This window comes from Kribbella jiaozuonensis (assembly GCF_005233875.1).
Classification (GTDB): Bacteria; Actinomycetota; Actinomycetes; order Propionibacteriales; family Kribbellaceae; genus Kribbella; species Kribbella jiaozuonensis.
On the sequence record NZ_SZPZ01000003.1, the window covers coordinates 622031 to 638994 of the forward strand.

The 16964-nt window shown below is 67.5% G+C and carries 17 protein-coding genes; 12 read left to right on the top strand and 5 right to left on the bottom strand.

Features of this window, described 5'->3' with window-relative positions; all coding sequences use genetic code 11:
* The first annotated feature begins 63 nt into the window (after positions 1-63).
* Positions 64-1056 carry an acetamidase/formamidase family protein gene (locus FDA38_RS22745; protein WP_137256099.1) on the top strand — a complete coding sequence of 331 codons (993 nt, stop codon included), beginning with the start codon at positions 64-66 and terminating at the stop codon, positions 1054-1056.
* On the opposite strand, the gene FDA38_RS22750 is transcribed toward FDA38_RS22745, so the two are convergent.
* Positions 1049-2023, bottom strand: a complete 975-nt coding sequence (locus FDA38_RS22750; protein WP_137256100.1) for a TIGR03560 family F420-dependent LLM class oxidoreductase — start codon at positions 2021-2023, stop codon at positions 1049-1051. The genes FDA38_RS22745 and FDA38_RS22750 overlap by 8 nt on opposite strands.
* Positions 2020-2913 (bottom strand): DMT family transporter, encoded by an 894-nt coding sequence (locus tag FDA38_RS22755; RefSeq protein ID WP_137256101.1) that lies wholly within the window; start codon positions 2911-2913, stop codon positions 2020-2022. The genes FDA38_RS22750 and FDA38_RS22755 overlap by 4 nt, the downstream gene beginning before the upstream one ends.
* A gap of 87 nt (positions 2914-3000) precedes the next feature.
* Between FDA38_RS22755 and FDA38_RS22760 the strand changes: the two genes are divergently transcribed.
* Both FDA38_RS22760 and FDA38_RS22765 read left to right on the top strand, forming a co-directional pair.
* Positions 3001-3480 carry an Lrp/AsnC family transcriptional regulator gene (locus FDA38_RS22760; protein WP_137256102.1) on the top strand — a complete coding sequence of 160 codons (480 nt, stop codon included), beginning with the start codon at positions 3001-3003 and terminating at the stop codon, positions 3478-3480.
* A 43-nt stretch (positions 3481-3523) separates the two neighbouring features.
* Positions 3524-4735 carry a pyrophosphate--fructose-6-phosphate 1-phosphotransferase gene (locus FDA38_RS22765; protein ID WP_137256103.1) on the top strand — a complete coding sequence of 404 codons (1212 nt, stop codon included), beginning with the start codon at positions 3524-3526 and terminating at the stop codon, positions 4733-4735.
* Here the strand turns inward: FDA38_RS22765 and FDA38_RS22770 are convergent.
* A complete protein-coding gene (locus FDA38_RS22770; RefSeq protein ID WP_137256104.1) occupies positions 4732-5148 on the bottom strand; it encodes a low molecular weight protein-tyrosine-phosphatase in 417 nt (138 codons plus the stop codon). The genes FDA38_RS22765 and FDA38_RS22770 overlap by 4 nt on opposite strands.
* Entirely contained in the window at positions 5148-5534 is a 387-nt protein-coding gene (locus tag FDA38_RS22775) for a phage holin family protein (RefSeq protein ID WP_137256105.1), read from the bottom strand. Before FDA38_RS22775 ends, FDA38_RS22770 begins: the two co-directional genes overlap by 1 nt.
* Before the next feature lie 102 nt (positions 5535-5636).
* Here FDA38_RS22775 and FDA38_RS22780 point away from each other — a divergent pair, with 102 nt between their 5' ends.
* Genes FDA38_RS22780 through FDA38_RS22815 form a run of 8 tightly spaced genes read left to right on the top strand, consistent with a single transcriptional unit; the run spans position 5637 to position 14486 of the window.
* Positions 5637-6743, top strand: a complete 1107-nt coding sequence (locus tag FDA38_RS22780; RefSeq protein ID WP_137256106.1) for a DUF4185 domain-containing protein — start codon at positions 5637-5639, stop codon at positions 6741-6743.
* On the top strand, positions 6740-7447 hold the full coding sequence (locus tag FDA38_RS22785; protein WP_202877786.1) for a FadR/GntR family transcriptional regulator: 708 nt from the start codon (positions 6740-6742) through the stop codon (positions 7445-7447). The genes FDA38_RS22780 and FDA38_RS22785 overlap by 4 nt, the downstream gene beginning before the upstream one ends.
* A 17-nt stretch (positions 7448-7464) precedes the next feature.
* Positions 7465-8748, top strand: coding sequence for an ABC transporter substrate-binding protein (locus FDA38_RS22790; RefSeq protein ID WP_137256107.1), 1284 nt, complete (start codon positions 7465-7467; stop codon positions 8746-8748).
* Positions 8745-9671 (top strand): carbohydrate ABC transporter permease, encoded by a 927-nt coding sequence (locus FDA38_RS22795; RefSeq protein WP_233714866.1) that lies wholly within the window; start codon positions 8745-8747, stop codon positions 9669-9671. The genes FDA38_RS22790 and FDA38_RS22795 overlap by 4 nt, the downstream gene beginning before the upstream one ends.
* Positions 9658-10467, top strand: coding sequence for a carbohydrate ABC transporter permease (locus tag FDA38_RS22800; protein WP_137256108.1), 810 nt, complete (start codon positions 9658-9660; stop codon positions 10465-10467). Before FDA38_RS22795 ends, FDA38_RS22800 begins: the two co-directional genes overlap by 14 nt.
* Before the next feature lie 10 nt (positions 10468-10477).
* Positions 10478-11245, top strand: coding sequence for an SDR family NAD(P)-dependent oxidoreductase (locus tag FDA38_RS22805; RefSeq protein WP_137256109.1), 768 nt, complete (start codon positions 10478-10480; stop codon positions 11243-11245).
* On the top strand, positions 11242-12456 hold the full coding sequence (locus FDA38_RS22810) for an enolase C-terminal domain-like protein (RefSeq protein ID WP_137256110.1): 1215 nt from the start codon (positions 11242-11244) through the stop codon (positions 12454-12456). The genes FDA38_RS22805 and FDA38_RS22810 overlap by 4 nt, the downstream gene beginning before the upstream one ends.
* A complete protein-coding gene (locus FDA38_RS22815; RefSeq protein ID WP_137256111.1) occupies positions 12453-14486 on the top strand; it encodes a glucosidase family protein in 2034 nt (677 codons plus the stop codon). The genes FDA38_RS22810 and FDA38_RS22815 overlap by 4 nt, the downstream gene beginning before the upstream one ends.
* A gap of 1 nt (position 14487) precedes the next feature.
* Here the strand turns inward: FDA38_RS22815 and FDA38_RS22820 are convergent, their stop codons facing one another.
* Positions 14488-15156, bottom strand: a complete 669-nt coding sequence (locus FDA38_RS22820) for a GntR family transcriptional regulator (RefSeq protein WP_137256112.1) — start codon at positions 15154-15156, stop codon at positions 14488-14490.
* Between the two features lie 183 nt (positions 15157-15339).
* Here FDA38_RS22820 and FDA38_RS22825 point away from each other — a divergent pair, with 183 nt between their 5' ends.
* Positions 15340-16953, top strand: coding sequence for a phage tail tip lysozyme (locus tag FDA38_RS22825; RefSeq protein ID WP_233714867.1), 1614 nt, complete (start codon positions 15340-15342; stop codon positions 16951-16953).
* The last annotated feature ends 11 nt before the right edge of the window (positions 16954-16964 follow it).

Consider the following 16964-nt stretch of genomic DNA (forward strand, 5'->3'; position numbering starts at 1 on the left):
GAATCGCCTGAGAACCCGCTGATCGCTCGCCCAACACCTCCAGCACACCTTAGGTTGCCAGACGTGGACCTTCTCGAATTCACCCCTGAGCCCGCTGAACTCGCCTGGACCTTCGGCGGTGCGCCGCCCGTACGCCGGGTCAAGCCCGGTACCGCCCTGCGGTTGTGGACCGAGGATGCGTTCGCCGGCAGCCTCCGCAGTACGACGGATCTGGCCAGCGCCTCGCTGAACATGCCGTTCGTGAACCCGCAGACCGGGCCGTTCTACGTCGAGGGCGCCGAGCCGGGGGACACCCTGGCGCTGCACTTCGTCGAGCTGACGCCGGCCCGGACCTGGGGCGCCTCGGCGACCATCCCGTTCTTCGGCGGCCTGACCAGCACGGACCGGACCGCCACGCTGCAGGACCCCCTGCCCGAGCGGACCTGGATCTACGAGGTGGATACGGTCAACCAGACCGTCGGGTTCCAGGCGCAGGGGAGCGACCTGGAGATCGCTCTGCCGCTGGAGCCGATGCTCGGCACGGTCGGTGTGGCACCGGCCGCCGGTGAGGTCCGGTCAGCGCTGGTGCCGGACATGTTCGGCGGCAATATGGATACGCCGGAGATGCGTGCCGACTCGACCTGCTACCTGAGGGTGAACGTCGAGGGCGCCCTGTTCTCGGTCGGCGACGGCCACTACCGCCAGGGCGAGGGCGAGTCCTGCGGTACGGCGGTCGAGGGCGCGATGAACGTCGTACTGATCGTCGACCTGCTCAAGACGCCCGGACCGGTCTGGCCGCGGCTGGAGAACGACGAGTACCTCGCTGTCATCGGTTCGGCCCGCCCGCTCGAGGACGCGTGGCGAGCCGGCCAGGTCGACATGGTCAACTGGCTCGGCTCGCTCTACGGCCTGGACAAGCTGGACGCGTACCAGCTGCTCAGCCAAGTCAGTGAGGTCCCGCTGGCCAACGTGGTAGACGCCAACTACAGCGTGGTCACCAAGGTTCCGAAGCGCCTGCTCCCACCGGTCACGGCGTACGACGGCATCCACCAGCACCTGCGCACCGCGTTCAGCTGAACTGCTGTACGACGTCGTCCGCGTATCGCTGCATCGGCTCGTGGTCGTAGGCGACGCCAGGGATGTAGGAGATGACGTAGTCGATCCCCGCCTCGGCGAGCTGCTCCACGTGCTCGCTGAGCTCCTTCGTCGTGATCACGTCCGCCAGCACGTGGGACGTCCCGCCGGAACCGATCTCCCGGAACTCCTCCAGGCTGTACCGCCCACGGGCCTTGGCCGTCGCGGTCACCGGATCGGCGCCGGACTCGATCGGGAACACGTTCAGGCTGGTCGACTTGATGATCTCGTCGTAGTCGCGGCCGACGTCCTCGCAGTGCTGCCGGAGGATCGCGAGCTTGTGCTTGATCACGTCGACACGTCCGGTGCCGAAGTTGCAGGCGTCACCGTACTTTGCAACTAGTCGCAATGTAACGCGTTCACCACCGCCGCCGATCCAGAGCTTGGGCTTGCGCCGCGGTACGACGAACGGCTTGTCGACCGAGTGGTACTGCCCCTCGAACACGACGTCGTCCTCGGTCCACAGCCGATGGATCAGCTCGACGGACTCGACGAACGAACCCATCCGCTCCCTCTGACTTGTCCACGGGTACCCGTAGGCCTTCCACTCGTGCTCGGACCAGCCGGCGCCGAGTCCGGCGTACATGCGCCCGTGGCTCGCCACATCGACCGTCGCGGCCAGCTTCGCGACCAGGGCGGGGTTGCGGTACCCGTTGCAGCCGACCAGTTGGCCCAGGTTCACCCGAGACGTGTCACGGGCCAGAGCGGCCGTCGTGGTCCACATCTCGAAGACGGACTCGCGGACCGGCTCCGGGACGGTGTGGAAGTGGTCGAAGAGCCAGATCGAGTCCCACGGACCTGCGTCTGCTGCCTTGGCCACGGCGGTCATGGCCTCCCACTGCTCGACGGGGTCCTCCAACTCGACCAGATCCATCCGCCAGCCTTGCGGTACGAACACTCCGAACTTCATGCGGTCCTCCGAGAGATTGCGACTCCAGTCAGGCACAGCGCCCCGCCGGCCAGCGCAAGCACGGCAGGGGTCTCGCCCAGGAACAGCCAGCCGAGCACGATCGCCACCACCGGTACGGCGTACACCGTCACGCCCATCCGTCCCGCACTCGTACGGCGGAGCGCGAAGGCCCACGTGGTGAAGCCGAGCGCGGTGGGGAAGGCAGCCAGGTACACGACCCACCAGATCGTCGATGCGTCGGCAGTGCGGAGCTCGTCGACCAGCGTGGGCGCGAAGGGCAGGCAGACGACCGCACCGATGGTGCAGGCGAGCCAGGTGACCTCAGCGGCAGGCAGTCGGCTCAGCAGCGGTTTCTGCGTGACCACGCCGACGGCGTACGAGATCGCGGCGACGACACAGAGGACGACGCCCCAGGTCTCGGCGCGGCCGCTGGAGGTCGACGTACCGATGATGACGATGCCGGCGAACGCGACCAGACCGCCGATCACCAGCTGCCGCGGGAAGCCTTCGCCGAGACCAAGGCCCGCGAGTACGGCGATCAGCAGTGGGGCGATGTGGACGAGCATGGCCGACGTACCGGCGTCGAGACGCCGCTCGGCCTCGTTGAGAGAGATGTTGTAGACGCCGAACCACAGCACGCCGCAGGCGATCAGCGGCAGCCAGTCGCGCCGAGTGGGCCACCGGCGTACGGCGGGCGTGCGGCGGGTGAACAGAAGGGCGCCGAGGAAGATGCTGCCGAGTCCGAGCCGGGCCAGCGACAGCGCTCCGGCCGAGATCTCGGTGCCGACATGCCGGATGGCGACGAACGACGAGGCCCACAGGACGACGGTCACGGTAGCGGCGCCGGCGGCGAGACCGGCCCGGGGCGGGGCTTCTGCGAGGGTTGTCACGGTCACTACAGTAAGAACGGAGTCTGCGTGTTTCCATGGCAGATCGGAGCCTAGGAGGCGGTTGTGCTTACCGAAACGAGAAGCCAGATGCTGGATGAGCTCAATACTCGGATCCTGGACGAGCTGATCGCCGACCCTCGGTTACGGACCACCGAGCTGGCGCGCCGGCTGGGCGTCTCCACGCCGACCGTGCGGGAGCGGGTCGCGCGGCTGGAGGAGTCCGGCGTGATCCGCGGGTACCGCGTCGACATCGACCCGGCGGCGCTCGGCCGACCGGTCGCCGCCTGGGTGCGGCTGCGGCCGGGACCTAACCAGATCTCGAGGATCATCGAGCTGGCCGGACGTACGCCGGAAGTCGTCGAGTGCCACCGGATCTCGGGTGAGGACTGCTTCCTGATGCGCGTCCAGGTCGCCGAGATCGCCGCTCTCGAGGACGTTCTGGACAAGTTCCTGGTGCACGGCCAGACCACCAGCTCGTTCATCGTCTCGACGCCGGTCCCGCCAAGGTCGGTGCCGTTGTCCGCTGGGCGAACCCCAACCAGCGCTCGGAGTGGTCTGCATCACTAGTCTGGTGCCGACTTCAGCGACGTTCCCGGAAGGACCCTGGCCCATGGCTGCCGACAAGTCTGTCCGCAGAGTTGCCCTGCTCACCGCCGGCGGGCTCGCGCCCTGCCTGTCGTCCGCCGTCGGCGGACTGATCGAGCGCTACACCGAGGTGGCGCCCGACGTGGAGATCATCGCCTACCTGAACGGGTACCACGGCCTGCTCAGCGGCCGGTTCCTCGACGTCACGCCGGAGGTGCGGGAGAAGGCGTCGCTGCTGCACAAGTTCGGCGGCAGCCCGATCGGCAACAGCCGGGTGAAGCTGACCAACACCGCCGACCTGGTCAAGCGCGGCCTGATCCAGGACGGGCAGAACGCCCTCCAGGTCGCAGCCGAGCGCCTGGTCGCGGACGGTGTCGACGTACTGCACACCATCGGCGGCGACGACACCAACACCACGGCCGCCGACCTCGCGGCGTACCTGCACGAGCACGACTACGACCTGACCGTGGTCGGCCTGCCGAAGACCATCGACAACGACGTGATCCCGATCCGGCAGAGCCTGGGCGCGTGGACCGCGGCCGAGCAGGGCGCGCTGTTCGCCCGCAACATCATCGCCGAGCACAGCTCGAACCCGCGGATGCTGATCGTCCACGAGGTGATGGGCCGGAACTGCGGATGGTTGACCGCGGCAACGGCTCAGGAGTACCAGCAGTGGGTCGACGAGCAGGAGTGGAACCCGGGCATCGGCCTGGACAAGTCAGGTTGGTCGGTGCACGCCGTGTACGTGCCTGAGGCAACGATCGACCTGGACGCCGAGGCCGAGCGGCTGCGCAAGGTGATGGACTCCGAGGACTGCGTCAACATCTTCCTCTCCGAGGGTGCCGGCGTGCCGTCCATCGTGGCCGAACTCGAGGCTCGCGGCGAGGACGTCCCGCGGGACCCGTTCGGGCACGTGAAGCTGGACACGATCAACCCGGGTGCCTGGTTCGCCAAGCAGTTCGCCGAGCGGATCGGCGCCGAGAAGACGATGGTGCAGAAGAGCGGGTACTTCAGCCGTTCGGCCGCGTCCAACGACCGCGATCTCGCGCTGATCAAGGAGTGCACCGACTACGCCGTCGACGCGGCGCTGCGCGGTGAGAGCGGTGTGGTCGGCCACGACGAGGAGCGCGGCGACGAGCTGCGCGCGATCGAGTTCCCGCGGATCGCCGGCGGTAAGGAATTCGACCCGACCGTCGACTGGTTCGTCAGCCTGAAGTCGGGGATCGGCCAGAGCTAGCCGGCCTTGAGGCGGCCGACCCACTGGTCGGCCGCCTTCTCGATCTGCGCCAGGACCTCGTCGAAGCCCTCGTCCTCGCCGTAGTACGGATCCGGTACGTCGTCAGCCGCGAACAGCTGCGCCGTCGTACCCCGGCGACTCAGCTCGGCGACGTGTCCCGAGTCCATGGCGAGGGTGAGGTCCGCGGCGCGCTCGAACTGGCGAGCCCGGTGCGCGCTGCCGTCGTACCCGCGCCGGCGTAGTGCGGCCGCGGCGCGGGGGTCCATCCGGTCGCCGACGTGCCAGCCGCCGGTGCCTGAGCTGGTCACCTCGACGTCGTCGATCCCGGCGTCGGCGAGCTTGGCCCGCAGTACCACCTCGGCCATCGGCGACCGGCAGATGTTCCCGGTGCAGACGATCTCGACGTGCCGCACTAGTGAACTTCGGCCTTGTCCGGCAGGACGAGGTTGATGATCATGCCGACGACAGTGATGATCAGCGCGCCGAAGAGCGCGGCCCAGAAGCCGTCGACGTGGAACTGGACGTCGAGCTTGCCGGTGATCCAGGACGTCAGCCACAGCATCAGCGCGTTGATCACGAAGGTCAGCAGACCGAGGGTCAGGATCAGCAGTGGGAAGGACAGCACCTTCACCACGGGCTTCACGATCGCGTTCACGACACCGAAGATCGCGGCGACGATCAGCAGTGTGAGCACGCGCTTGCCGGTGGTCGCGCCCTGCAGGGTGATACCGGCGACGAGCCAGCTCGCCACCGCCAGCGCGACCGCGTTGGCGAGCAGCCTGATGATCAAGTTCTTCATGCCCCGATCTTCCCACCCACGCGGTAGCACGAAGCCCGGTACACACCCTGATCGAACCCTAGGTCTTGACACGGAAAATGACCAAGTGATCTGATCATTTTCATGTCACGCCCACTGGTAGCAGTTGTCGCGCTGTCACTCACGGCGGCGGGCCTCGGTATGCCTGCCGCCTCCGCCACCCCGTCGAGCTGCAGCGCGGTGAGCACGAACTGGACCGCCCGGACGACGCCGCACGCTGCGCCCGAGAGCCTCCTGAACGCCTACAGCAATTCCGGGAAGGGGTGGACCGGAGCGGACAGCACGTACTCCGTCGCGCTCCCCGGCCGTCGTACGGCGTGGATCTTCTCCGACACGTTCCTCGGCCCGGTCAACCCGGACGGCAGTCGCCCGACGACCGCGCCGTTCATCAACAACTCGTTCGTGATCCAGCAGGGCAAGAGCCTGAAGACCGTCACCGGCGGTACGGCGACCAAGCCGACCGCGCTCATCCCGCCGCCGTCCGACGGCTGGTACTGGATCGGCGCCGCTCAGACCAGCCACGCCGGCCGCGACCTCGACGTGACCGCGCTGCGCTTCGTGAGGACCGGCACGGGTCAGTGGGACTGGCACTGGGCGAGCAACTACCTCGCCCGGTTCGACACCAAGACGTTCAAGCTCAAGTCGCTCACCCCGCTGCCGTCGGCTGCGAACGTGCAGTGGTCCGGCTGGCTGCTTCGCGATCGCGGCTACACGTACATCTATGGCGTGGAGGACCTGGGCTCCTCGAAGTACCAGCATGTTGCCCGAGTCCGCGGTGACGACCTGACTGCGAAGCCGTGGGAGTACTGGACCGGCTCCGGCTGGTCCTCGGACGAGAGCGCATCGGTCCGGGTGCTCGAGGGTGTGGCCAACGAGCACAGCGTCACCCAGTTCAAGGACGGCTACCTGCTGGTCACGCATGACACCAAGGAGCTGTTCAGCAAGCGGGTCATCGGGTACTTCTCCTGCTCGCCGACCGGTCCGTGGGTGAATCCGGTCGAGCTGTACCAGGCCCCGGAGACCAGCGGGAACATCATCACGTATAACTCGCACGAGCACCCGGAACTGCGGCGAGGCAACGAGCTCCTGGTCAGCTACAACGTCAACAGCCTCGTCAGCGACGACCTGTACGGCGACGTGAGCATCTACCGGCCGCGGTTCCTGGCCGTGACCCTGGCGGCCGCCAAGTGAGCACGCCGGGTGGCGTCGTACGCCGCAGTCTGCTGGACGATCTGGCGACGTCGATGCTCTCGCTGATCGCGGACCGGAAGCTGTCGGTCGGCGACCAGTTCGAGTCTGTGCGGTCGTTGGCGGAGCGGTTCAAGGTCGCCGTACCGACTGTGCGGGAGGCGCTGCGTCGGCTGGAGGCGACCGGCGCAGTGGAGCTCCGGCACGGCTCTGGTGTGTACGTCGGTCCGAACGTCGGCCGTCTCGTACTGGCGAACCCGCTGGCGCTGGCACCGAGTGCGGACCGGTTGGTCGAGCTCCTGCAGGCTCGTGCCCTGATCGAGCCGCCTGTTGCCGCACTGGCCGCAGCGACGCGTGGCGCCGCGGCACTCGAGCAGATGGAACAGGACCTCAGTACTGCGGCCGAGCTGATCGCATCCGGCGACCACGCCCGGCTGGCCGAGGTGAACATGGACTTCCACCGCTCACTGGCACAGGCGTCCGGCAACGCGACCCTGGCCGAGGTGGTCGAGTCGGTGACCGTCGTGAACGCACGGGAGCAGCTGGAGATCCTGCACATCCACGGCGACCGCCAGGCCGACCTGGACGAGCACCGCGCGATCTACGACGCGGTCCGCTCCGGCGACTCGGACCTCGCCGAACTCCTCACCCGCGAACACCTGGACGGCGTACTCGCCGTCATCAACCAAAGACTTCAGCATCCCTGAGCTGGAAGGACGTACCAATGCAACGCAAGACCAACCGGAAGGCGCTGGCTGCCCTGGTGATCGCCGGCGCGCTCGCCCTGTCCGCCTGTGGAGGTGGCGGAGCGGCTGCCCCGAAGAAAGGTGAGGACAAGCCGGTCGACTCGCTGAAGTTCTACAACGACAAGGGTGGCTGGAAGGATGCCTTCACCCAGGTCGGCGCGGCCAGCAAGAAGGACGTCGGTGTCGGCATGGAGCCGGTCGGGTACTCCGACTCGAACACGTACACCGCGTTCATCCGGTCGTCGTTCCGGACCAAGGAGAAGGCGGACCTGTTCACCTGGCACACCGGCAAGGAGCTTCAGGATCTGGTGGACCAGAAGCTCGTCGCCGACACCACCGACCAGTGGACCAAGGCGGTTGCCGACGGCAACATCCCCGAGCAGCTCAAGCAGTACTTCACCTACGGCGACAAGCAGTACTGCGTGCCGCTGAACGCCGGCTACTGGGTGATGTACTACAACAAGGCCGTCTTCAAGAAGGCCGGTATCACCAAGACGCCGACGACGTGGGCCGAGCTGACCCAGGTCGCGGACAAGGTCAAGGCGATCGGCGTGAAGCCGTTCTACCAGACCAACATCCTGTTCTCGTTCGTCTGGTTCGAGACGCTGCTCGCGGGCAAGGACCCCGACCTGTACGACCAGCTCGCCGCCGGTAAGGCGAAGTACACCGATCCCGGTGTGGTCGACGTGATGAACGAGTGGAAGAAGATGATCGACGCCGGGTACTTCAGCGACCCGGGCTCGAAGACCGAGCCGCAGGCGCAGCTGAAGAACGGCGACGTCGCGATGATCAACTTCGGCACCTGGTTCAGCGGCAACCTGAACACGCTGAAGATGAAGGCCGGCACGGACTACGACTTCTTCGTGATCCCGAACGTGAACCCGTCGCTGCCGAAGACCTCGATGATCTTCGAGACTGGACCGGTCTGCTCGGCCGCGGCCAGCGACCACGCGTCGACGGTGAAGAAGTGGACCGACTGGTGGGTCACGCCGCAGGCGCAGACCGCCTGGGCGAACTCCCGCGGCGACCTGTCGTTCAACCCGAAGGCCGAGGTCAAGGACCCCGGTCTGGCGAAGCTGAACAAGGACGTCGGCGGTGACGGGTACCGGCTGATCAACCGGTGGTTCGAGGCGACGCCCGTACCTGTGGCGAACAAGGCGCTCGAGGTGTTCGGCGCGTTCGTGACCAAGCCGGGTGACCCGATGCCGGGCCTGCAGAAGATCCAGGCCGAGGCGGACGCGTACTGGGCCAAGCAGAAGTGACCTCCACGATCGAACGGCCACCGGTGAAGGTCCGGGCGAGCACGCAGCGCCCGGACCGGACCGGGGCCCGTATGGCGCCGCTGTTCGGACTGCCCGCCGCCGGCGTGGTCGCACTGCTGCTGTACCTGCCGTTCCTGTGGACGACGTACGTCAGCTTCACGCAGTACGACGGACTGGCGTCCCCGGTCTGGTCCGGGCTCGCGAACTACAAGGCGATGTTCAGCGACCCCGATCTGACCGGGGCGCTCGTCAACACGCTGCTGTGGGTCGTCGGGATGGTGACTCTGCCGGTGGTACTCGGACTGCTGATCGCAGTACTGACCTACGGGCACAAGTGGGGCACGTGGCTGCGGCTGCCGTTCCTGCTGCCGTATGCGATCTCCGGTGTGGCTGTCGGCGTCATCTGGGGCTTCGTACTGCAGCCGGACGGCGCACTGGGTCAGGCACTCGGCTTCTTCGGGCTCCCGGGTGCTCACACCGGATGGCTGCAAGCAGGTCCTGGCAACACGCTGATGATGATCGTGGCGGTCACCTGGCAGGCGGCCGGTGTGAACGCGTTGCTGTTCGTGGTCGGGCTGCAGTCGATCCCGGGCGAGCCGCTCGAGGCTGCGCGCCTGGATGGTGCGGAGGGGTTCAGTCTCTTCCGCCACCACCTCTGGCCGCAGCTCCGGCCGATCACCACCGTGGTCATCGGGTTGTCGATCGTCGGCAGCCTGAAGACGTTCGACGTGGTCTGGGTGATGACGCAGGGCGGTCCGGGTACGTCGTCCGAGACGCTCGCGCTGTCGATGTACAAGGAGACCTTCGTGCTGAACGACTACGGCCAGGGTGCGGCGATCGCGCTGTTCCTGAGCCTGGTCACGTTCGCGGCATCGATCCTGTACCTGCGCTACCAGTTGGGGGATGCCCGTGAGCAGGGTTAAGACGCCGTTCCTCATGGTGCTGGGCCTGATCTGGCTGGCGCCGGTCTACCTGCTGATCGTAAATGCATCGAAGTCGGTCGACGGGTACGACGCGAAGACGGTCTGGAAGCCAGCCGGTTTCTCGCTGTTCTCGAACTTCGGGGACGCGTGGAGCAAGGCCGCGCTCGGCGACACGCTGGTCGCGACGACGATGTACAGCGTGATCGCGCCGGTTCTCGCGGTGCTGATCGGCGCGGCCGCCGGGTACGCGATCGTCGTACTGCGGTTGAAGCGTGGGTTCTTGTGGTTCGTGTTCATCTTCGGCGGGACGATCTTTCCGCTGCAGATGATCCTGATGCCGCTGTTCTCCGGGTACGCGAACTCCGGGCTGTACGACACGCGGGTCGGGATGATCATCGTCTACACGGCGATCAGCGTGCCGTTCTCGGCGTTCGTGATGCGCAACTTCTTCACCGGGATCGCGCGGAGTGTGTTCGAGGCCGCGGTGGTCGACGGTGGCGGGCTGTTCCGGATCTTCCGCAGCATCTACCTGCCGATGGCAGGGTCCGCGCTGGCCGCGATCTTCATCCTGCAGGCCACCTTCGTGTGGAACGACCTGCTGCTGGGCCTGACGCTGAGCCAGTCGGATTCGGTCCGTCCGATCATGCCTGCGTTGACCGGTCTGCAGAGCACGTACGGCGGTGCTGCGTTGCCGACTGTGCTGGCCGGCGGTCTGCTGGTCTCGCTTCCCACCGTGATCTTGTTCCTTGCCGCGCAACGCTTCTTCTCCCGGGGCTTGGCCCTCGGTCAGTTCTGAAAGGACGTGTATGAGTAGCCGCACAGTCGTGGTCACCGGTGGTGCCGCCGGGATCGGACGAGGTGCAGTCGAACGCTTCGTGGCCGCGGGGGATCGAGTGGTTGCGCTCGACCGGGATGCCACCGCGCTGGGCGACCTGGAGGCCGACCTCGGTGAGCTCGTGACCGGGCGCGCCATCGACGTCGCCGACCGCGCGGCCCTCGCCGCGATCGCCACCGAGGTCGGATCCGTCGATGCGCTCGTCTGTGCCGCGGGAGTCCAGCGCTACGGGACTGTGGTTGATACATCCTGGAATGTGTACGACGAGGTGATGGCGGTGAACGTCGGAGGCGTGTTCTTCGCCTGCCAGGCGTTCGTCCCGAAGTTGCCGCGAGGCGGGAGTGTTGTGGTGGTCGCCTCCGTGCAGGCGTATGCGGCGCAGAAGAGCGTCGCGGCGTACTCGATGGGGAAGGGCGCACTGCTCAGCCTGGTGCGCGCGATGGCTGTGGACCATGCAGACGACGGGATCCGGGTGAACGCGGTCTGTCCCGGGTCGGTGGACACGCCGATGCTGCGGACCTCCGCGGCGCAGTTCGGCGGCGGGCGGTCGACGGACGACGTGGTCGCCGAATGGGGGCGGTCGCATCCGCTCGGCCGGGTTGCGAACCCCGGTGAAGTTGCCGAGGTCATCTATTTCCTGTCGTCTCCGGCCGCGTCGTTCATGACCGGTGCGGACGTCAAGGTGGACGGCGGGTTGACCGCCGGGCTGCCCGTCGTACTGCCGGAGGACGCGAAGTGAAGATCGTCGACGTACGCGCGACCACGGTCACGATGCCGCTCGAGGCGCCACTACGGCACAGCAACGGAGCGCACTGGGGACGCTTCGTACGGACCGTGGTGGAGGTCGAGGCCGATAACGGGCTGATCGGCCTGGGCGAGATGGGCGGCGGCGGGCAGAGTGCGGAGGCCGCGGTCGCCGGTTTGAAGCCGTACTTGCTCGGGCACGACCCGGCTCGAACTGAGGCGTTGCGCTGGATGCTGGCCAACCCGACCGCGAGCCTGTACAACAACCGAACTCAGTTGCTTGCGGCAATCGAATTCGCCTGCCTCGATCTACAGGGTCGCGAGCTCGGCGTGCCCGTGCACGAGCTGCTCGGCGGCAAGGTGCGGGACGCGGTGCCGTTCGCGAGCTACCTGTTCTTCCGGCATCCGAACGAAGACGGTACCGGCGAGATCCGGACCGCGGAGCAGTTGGTCGCGCATGCGCGGGGGCTCGTCGACGAGCACGGGTTCAGCGTGCACAAGCTCAAGGGCGGGGTGTTCCCGCCGGACTACGAGCGTGAGTGCTTTCGTGCGCTGGCCGAGGCGTTCCCCGGGCATCGCGTCCGGTTCGACCCGAACGGCGCGTTCAGCGTCGAAGAGGCGATCCGGTTCGCGCGCGGCATCGAGGACCTCGACAACGACTACCTCGAGGACCCGACCTGGGGCATGAACGGGATGCGGCGCGTCCGAGAGAACACCCCGATCCCGCTCGCCACCAACACCGTCGTGGTGAACTTCGAGCAGCTCGCCGCCAATGTGCGTGATCCGGCGGTCGACGTGATCCTGCTCGACACCACGTTCTGGGGCGGGATCCGGCCGTGCATCAAGGCGGCCGGCGTCTGCGAGACCTTCCAGCTCGGCGTGGCCGTGCACTCGTCGGGCGAGCTGGGGATCCAGCTGGCAACGATGCTGCAGCTCGGCGCCGTCGTACCGAACCTGTCGTTCGCCGCGGACGCGCACTACCACCACCTGCGCGACGACATCATTGCCGGCGGCAAGCTTCCGTACGTCGACGGCGCGATCGCCGTACCGGATGCACCCGGGCTCGGCGTCGAGCTGGACCGCGACAAGCTGGCCGAGTACGCCGAGCTGTTCCGCGAACTCGGCCCCTATCCGTACGACCGCGATCCGGCGCGCCCGGACTGGTACCCCCTGCTGCCGAACACCGATTGGGCCGACCCTTCATGACCATCCCTCGCTCCGCCGACCTGGCCAGCGACGTCCTGACTCACACATACGACGACATGTTCAACCCGCCCGGGCTGACGAACTTCCTCGGTACGGCGCAGGTCGACCACGACGTCGTCGCGATCCGCAGCGTGAACTTCCCGCCGTACTCGCACGGCGACACGATCACCGCGCAGTTGTACGTCGACGGGCGGCTGGCGCGCTCGTACGGCGGGACGGTGGAGGTGGTGTGGCGGCCGGACTGCGTCGTACGCTCCACCACCGTTGACGGTCTCCATATCCGCACCACCACCGCCTGCGCTCCGGGTCGCCCGGCTGTCGTCGTACGGCTGGAGGTGTCTGGTGCTGCGGGGCGGTCCGTGCGGCTGGGGTTCGCCCTGGAGAGCACCGCGACGCGCTCGCCCGCCGGCTGGCTGCGCCCCGAGCCGCCGTCCGAGCCCAACACGCTGTCTGTGGTGGACAGCCGCGTCGTGGGAACAGGTGCTTCTGGCTCGGCGGCCAGCGTGCAGGGGCTCGATGTGCCCAGCACTGTGGACCGGGCAATGCTCGAGACGACTGTTGAGCTGGATGCCTCCGGTGAGGCGCGGCTGTCGTACGTGCATGTGCTGGCGGGGTCGTTGGAGGAGGCAACGGAGCACTTCGACGTCTGCGTGGCCGACGTACCTGCAGTGCTCGCCGTCGCCGAAAGCATGTGGGACGTGGCGCTGGCTGACGCGTTCGACCCTTCGAGTGAAGGCTTCAGTGGGTCCCTGCCCGTTCTGGAGACGTCCAACGAGGCGCTGCAGAAGCTGTACTGGTGGGGCGTGCTCGGAGTCATCTGGTTCCGGCGGGACAACCCGGCGAGTGTGCTAGGGCGGACGTACGACACGTTGATGCCGCGGTACTGGCAGACGACGACCTTCATCTGGGACTACAGCTTGTCGTCGTTGACGCATGCGCTGCTGGACCCGGAGCCGATGCGGAAGCACATCGAGCACTGGATCGACCTCGACATCCACGAGCACTTCGGTACCGAGTGGCTGACCGGTGGACCGGTCGGGCAGTGGTACTCGGTGAACGACTTCGCGATGACCCGGCTGGTGCGCGACTACGTGCGCTTCACCGGCAACGAGGCGTTCCTGGACGCCAAGGTCGGTCCGAAGGCAGTGGGCGAGCACGTGCACGACTGGGCGACCGCCTGGCGCGGTCTGCGTGGTGAGCACGCGCTGGCGGACTATGGCGGCATCGACAACCTGCTGGAGTGCGTTAGCAGCTACGTGCACGAGGTCGCCAGCTTCAACGCTGCGAACGTGTGGTGCATGCGGGTCGCCGCTGAGATCGCGGACCGCTCCGGTGACTCCGACCGCGCCGCGTTGCTACGCAAGGAGGCCTCGGCGCAGGCCGGCAATGTCAACGAGCTGTACGTCGAGGGCAAGGGCTTCTGGCACGCACGGCAACCAGACGGCTCAATGGTGCCGGTACGGCACTGCTACGACTTCAACCTCATCGGTACGACGATGCCGGACGACCTGTCCGAGTCCCAGTGCGCGGAGATGGTGTCGTTCTTCCAGCAGGAGCTGCAGACACCGACGTGGATGCGCGCGCTGTCGCCGTACGACGCCGACGCTGCGTTCAGCGTCCGCCCGGACCACCAGTGGAACGGCGCGTACCCGGCATGGCCGGCTGATGCGGGTCGTGCGCTGTTCGCGCTCGGCCGCGGCGACGTACTGCTCGACTGGCTACCGGGTCTTGCGAAGACTGCCAACCAAGGCCCGTGTGGGCAGGCGCACTTCGTCGAGGAGGCACAGCCGGCGATGGCCGGTGGAGCACGCAAGTCCCCGCCGCAGTTCCCGTACCTGATCGACTGGTCCTGCTCGTCGTCCGGCGCTTGGGTCAGCCTGGTCCTGGAGGGCATCTTCGGCATCGAGGTCGCCCTGGACGGGACAGTCACCGCCAACCCACAGGTCAGCGCGCTGGACCCCGACGCCCGGCTGACCGGTCTCCGCGTCGGTTCGACGACGTACGACGTAACCGCCGACGGACTGGTCTGAGTCAGCTCGGTGGCATCGCTATGGCTTCCAGGAGCGACTCCTGGGCGCCTTCGAGGTGACGGCGGAGCTCGTCGACACACTCGTCGAGCTCGCCGCGCTCGAGCAGCCGGATGAGCTTGCGGTGGGACGCGACCTGTTGGCGCGCGTCCTGCCGCAGCGCGTCCACGCGGGCGAGCGCCAGTCGCGCCTCGCCGGTGATGGAGTCTGCGGTGGCTATCAGCCGCTCGCTACCGGTCAATGCGACCAGACTGCGGTGGATGGCGAGGTGGGTCTCGGTCAGGGCCTCCGGGTCGGCGCCGTCCTTGGCGGTCGCGGCGAACACCCGCATCGCCTCGCGGACCCGCTCCCGGGCCGCCTCGTCGGCGTCGAACCAGGCCCGGATCCCGGCTGATTCCAGCACGAACCGGGCCCGGCAGATGTCCGCCACCGCGTCGGGGTGCAGGATCGCGACGCTGACGCCCTTGTTCGGCTCGCGGACCGCGAGGCCCTCGGTGACCAGCATCGTCATCGCTTCCCGGATCGTGCTCCGGGCGACGCCCAGGGCCTCGGCGAGCGGTTGCTCGCGCAGCGGCGTACCGGGCTCGAGGTCGCCGGCGAACAGCGCGGCGCGCAGCGCGTCGACCACCCGGTCCACCGTGGTCGAGCGGTCCACCCGCAGCCGTTCGTACATGGTGTGATTCTCGTCCAGACCCGGCCCGTTGTCGCGCGCGACCCGGCTCGTGGACCACCCCGGCCGCCCGCCTGTGGATAACTTCCGACATGATGACCCGGTTTTCGGGCAGCATTTCCCTCAGTGGCCGCCCCTCTTCGCGGACCGGCGCGGGAGTCCACTCGAGTGAGCGAGGAGCACAACGTGGGAGACAGCAGAGTGCTGCCGATCCTCGGCGCGATCGGGCTGTTCGTGTTGTTCCCGCTGCTGCTCGTCCTGGTGATGCTGCTCAGCGTGCTGGCCGGCTCGAGCTCGGCCGAGGCGCAGTGCGCCCAGCAGGCCACCGAGCAGAGCCTGTTCGCCTACCCGACCGATTCGCAGAAGATCGACGTCGAGTGGACCGAGCCGCTGGCCGTCGCCCCGCACCAGGGCTACGACTTCAAGGTCGACGAGGGCAGCAAGGTCTACGCCTCGCAGGACGGCAAGGTCGTCAAGGCCTCCGACGGCGAGGTCCGGATCCGGCGCGAGGACGTCGAGACGCGGACGACGTACCTCAAGACCATCAGTGTCGCCCTCAACGCCGACGTGAAGCGCGGCGACGTGATCGGCACCTCGGGCACCGGCAACGAGGTCGCGCCCGGCCTGGTCGGCCCGCACATCCACTGGGAGATGTGGGTCAACAAGGCCGAGAAGAAGGACGATCCCGCCGACTGGGAGACCCAGAAGCCGGACAAGAACCCGTTCGAGCTCGACACCTCCGACTCAGGTGGCGGCTGCACCTGCATGGACGGTGACCTGAGCGGTGCGAACAACCAGCAGAAGGCCTTCAACTACTTCGTCCAGAACGGATACACCAAGGAGCAGGCCGCCGGCATCGTCGGCAACATGATCAGCGAGTCCAGCGTCGAGCCGGGCCGCAAGCAGGGCACGGCGCCGGGGACGGTGACCAAGCCTGCGGACGTCCTCGGGTATTCGGGCGGTTGGGGCATCGTCCAGTGGACGCCGGCGTCCAAGATGATCAACCCGTCCCGCGATGCCGGGGTCGGCGACGACGTCATCGGCTCACTGGCCTACCAGCTGGACTTCCTGCACAAGCAACTCCTCGGCAAGCCGCCGCTGTCGGAGAAGGGCGCCGGTGACGCGGTCAAGGCAGCTACCAGCGTCGACGCGGCAGCGATCGCGTTCGGCGGCCAGTTCGAGCGGTTCCAGGGGTACGAGGACCCGAACAACCCGCGGTACGCCGAGCGCAAGGCGAACGCCGAGCACGTGCTCAACACGTTCGGCGGTTCGGCTCCGGCCGCCGGCAAGGGCGGCGACACGAGCGGGTGCGGCGCCGGCAGCGGCAACATCGCCGAGGTCGCGAAGAACCTGGCCTGGCCCGAGAGCGGTCACGACGGCACCGACGCGAGCCTTGCCAAGCCCGAGTTCGTTCAGGCGATGGCGAAGTACAACGACGGCGCCAGCGGCCAGACTCCGTACAGTGACTGCGGGCGGTTCGTCGCGACGGTGATGCACATGAGCGGCGCCGACCCGAAGTACCCGAATGTCGGCACCGACGTGCAGCGCACGTATCTCGAGTCCTCGGGGAAGTACGACTGGTGGCACGGTGAGCCGCCGGGCGGGATGAAACCGGGCGACATCCTGAACGGACCCGGCCACACGTACCTGTACGTCGGTCCGTGGGGCAAGGACGGCGGCGGGTACAACTCGGCGTCCGGGTCGCTCGGTGACCACGTGCCGGAGGCCGGTCACCTGTACGGCGTCGGCGGGCAGTTCACTGTCTACCGGCTGAAGAGCGCACCGGTGCCGAAGGACTGAGGAAAGGAACG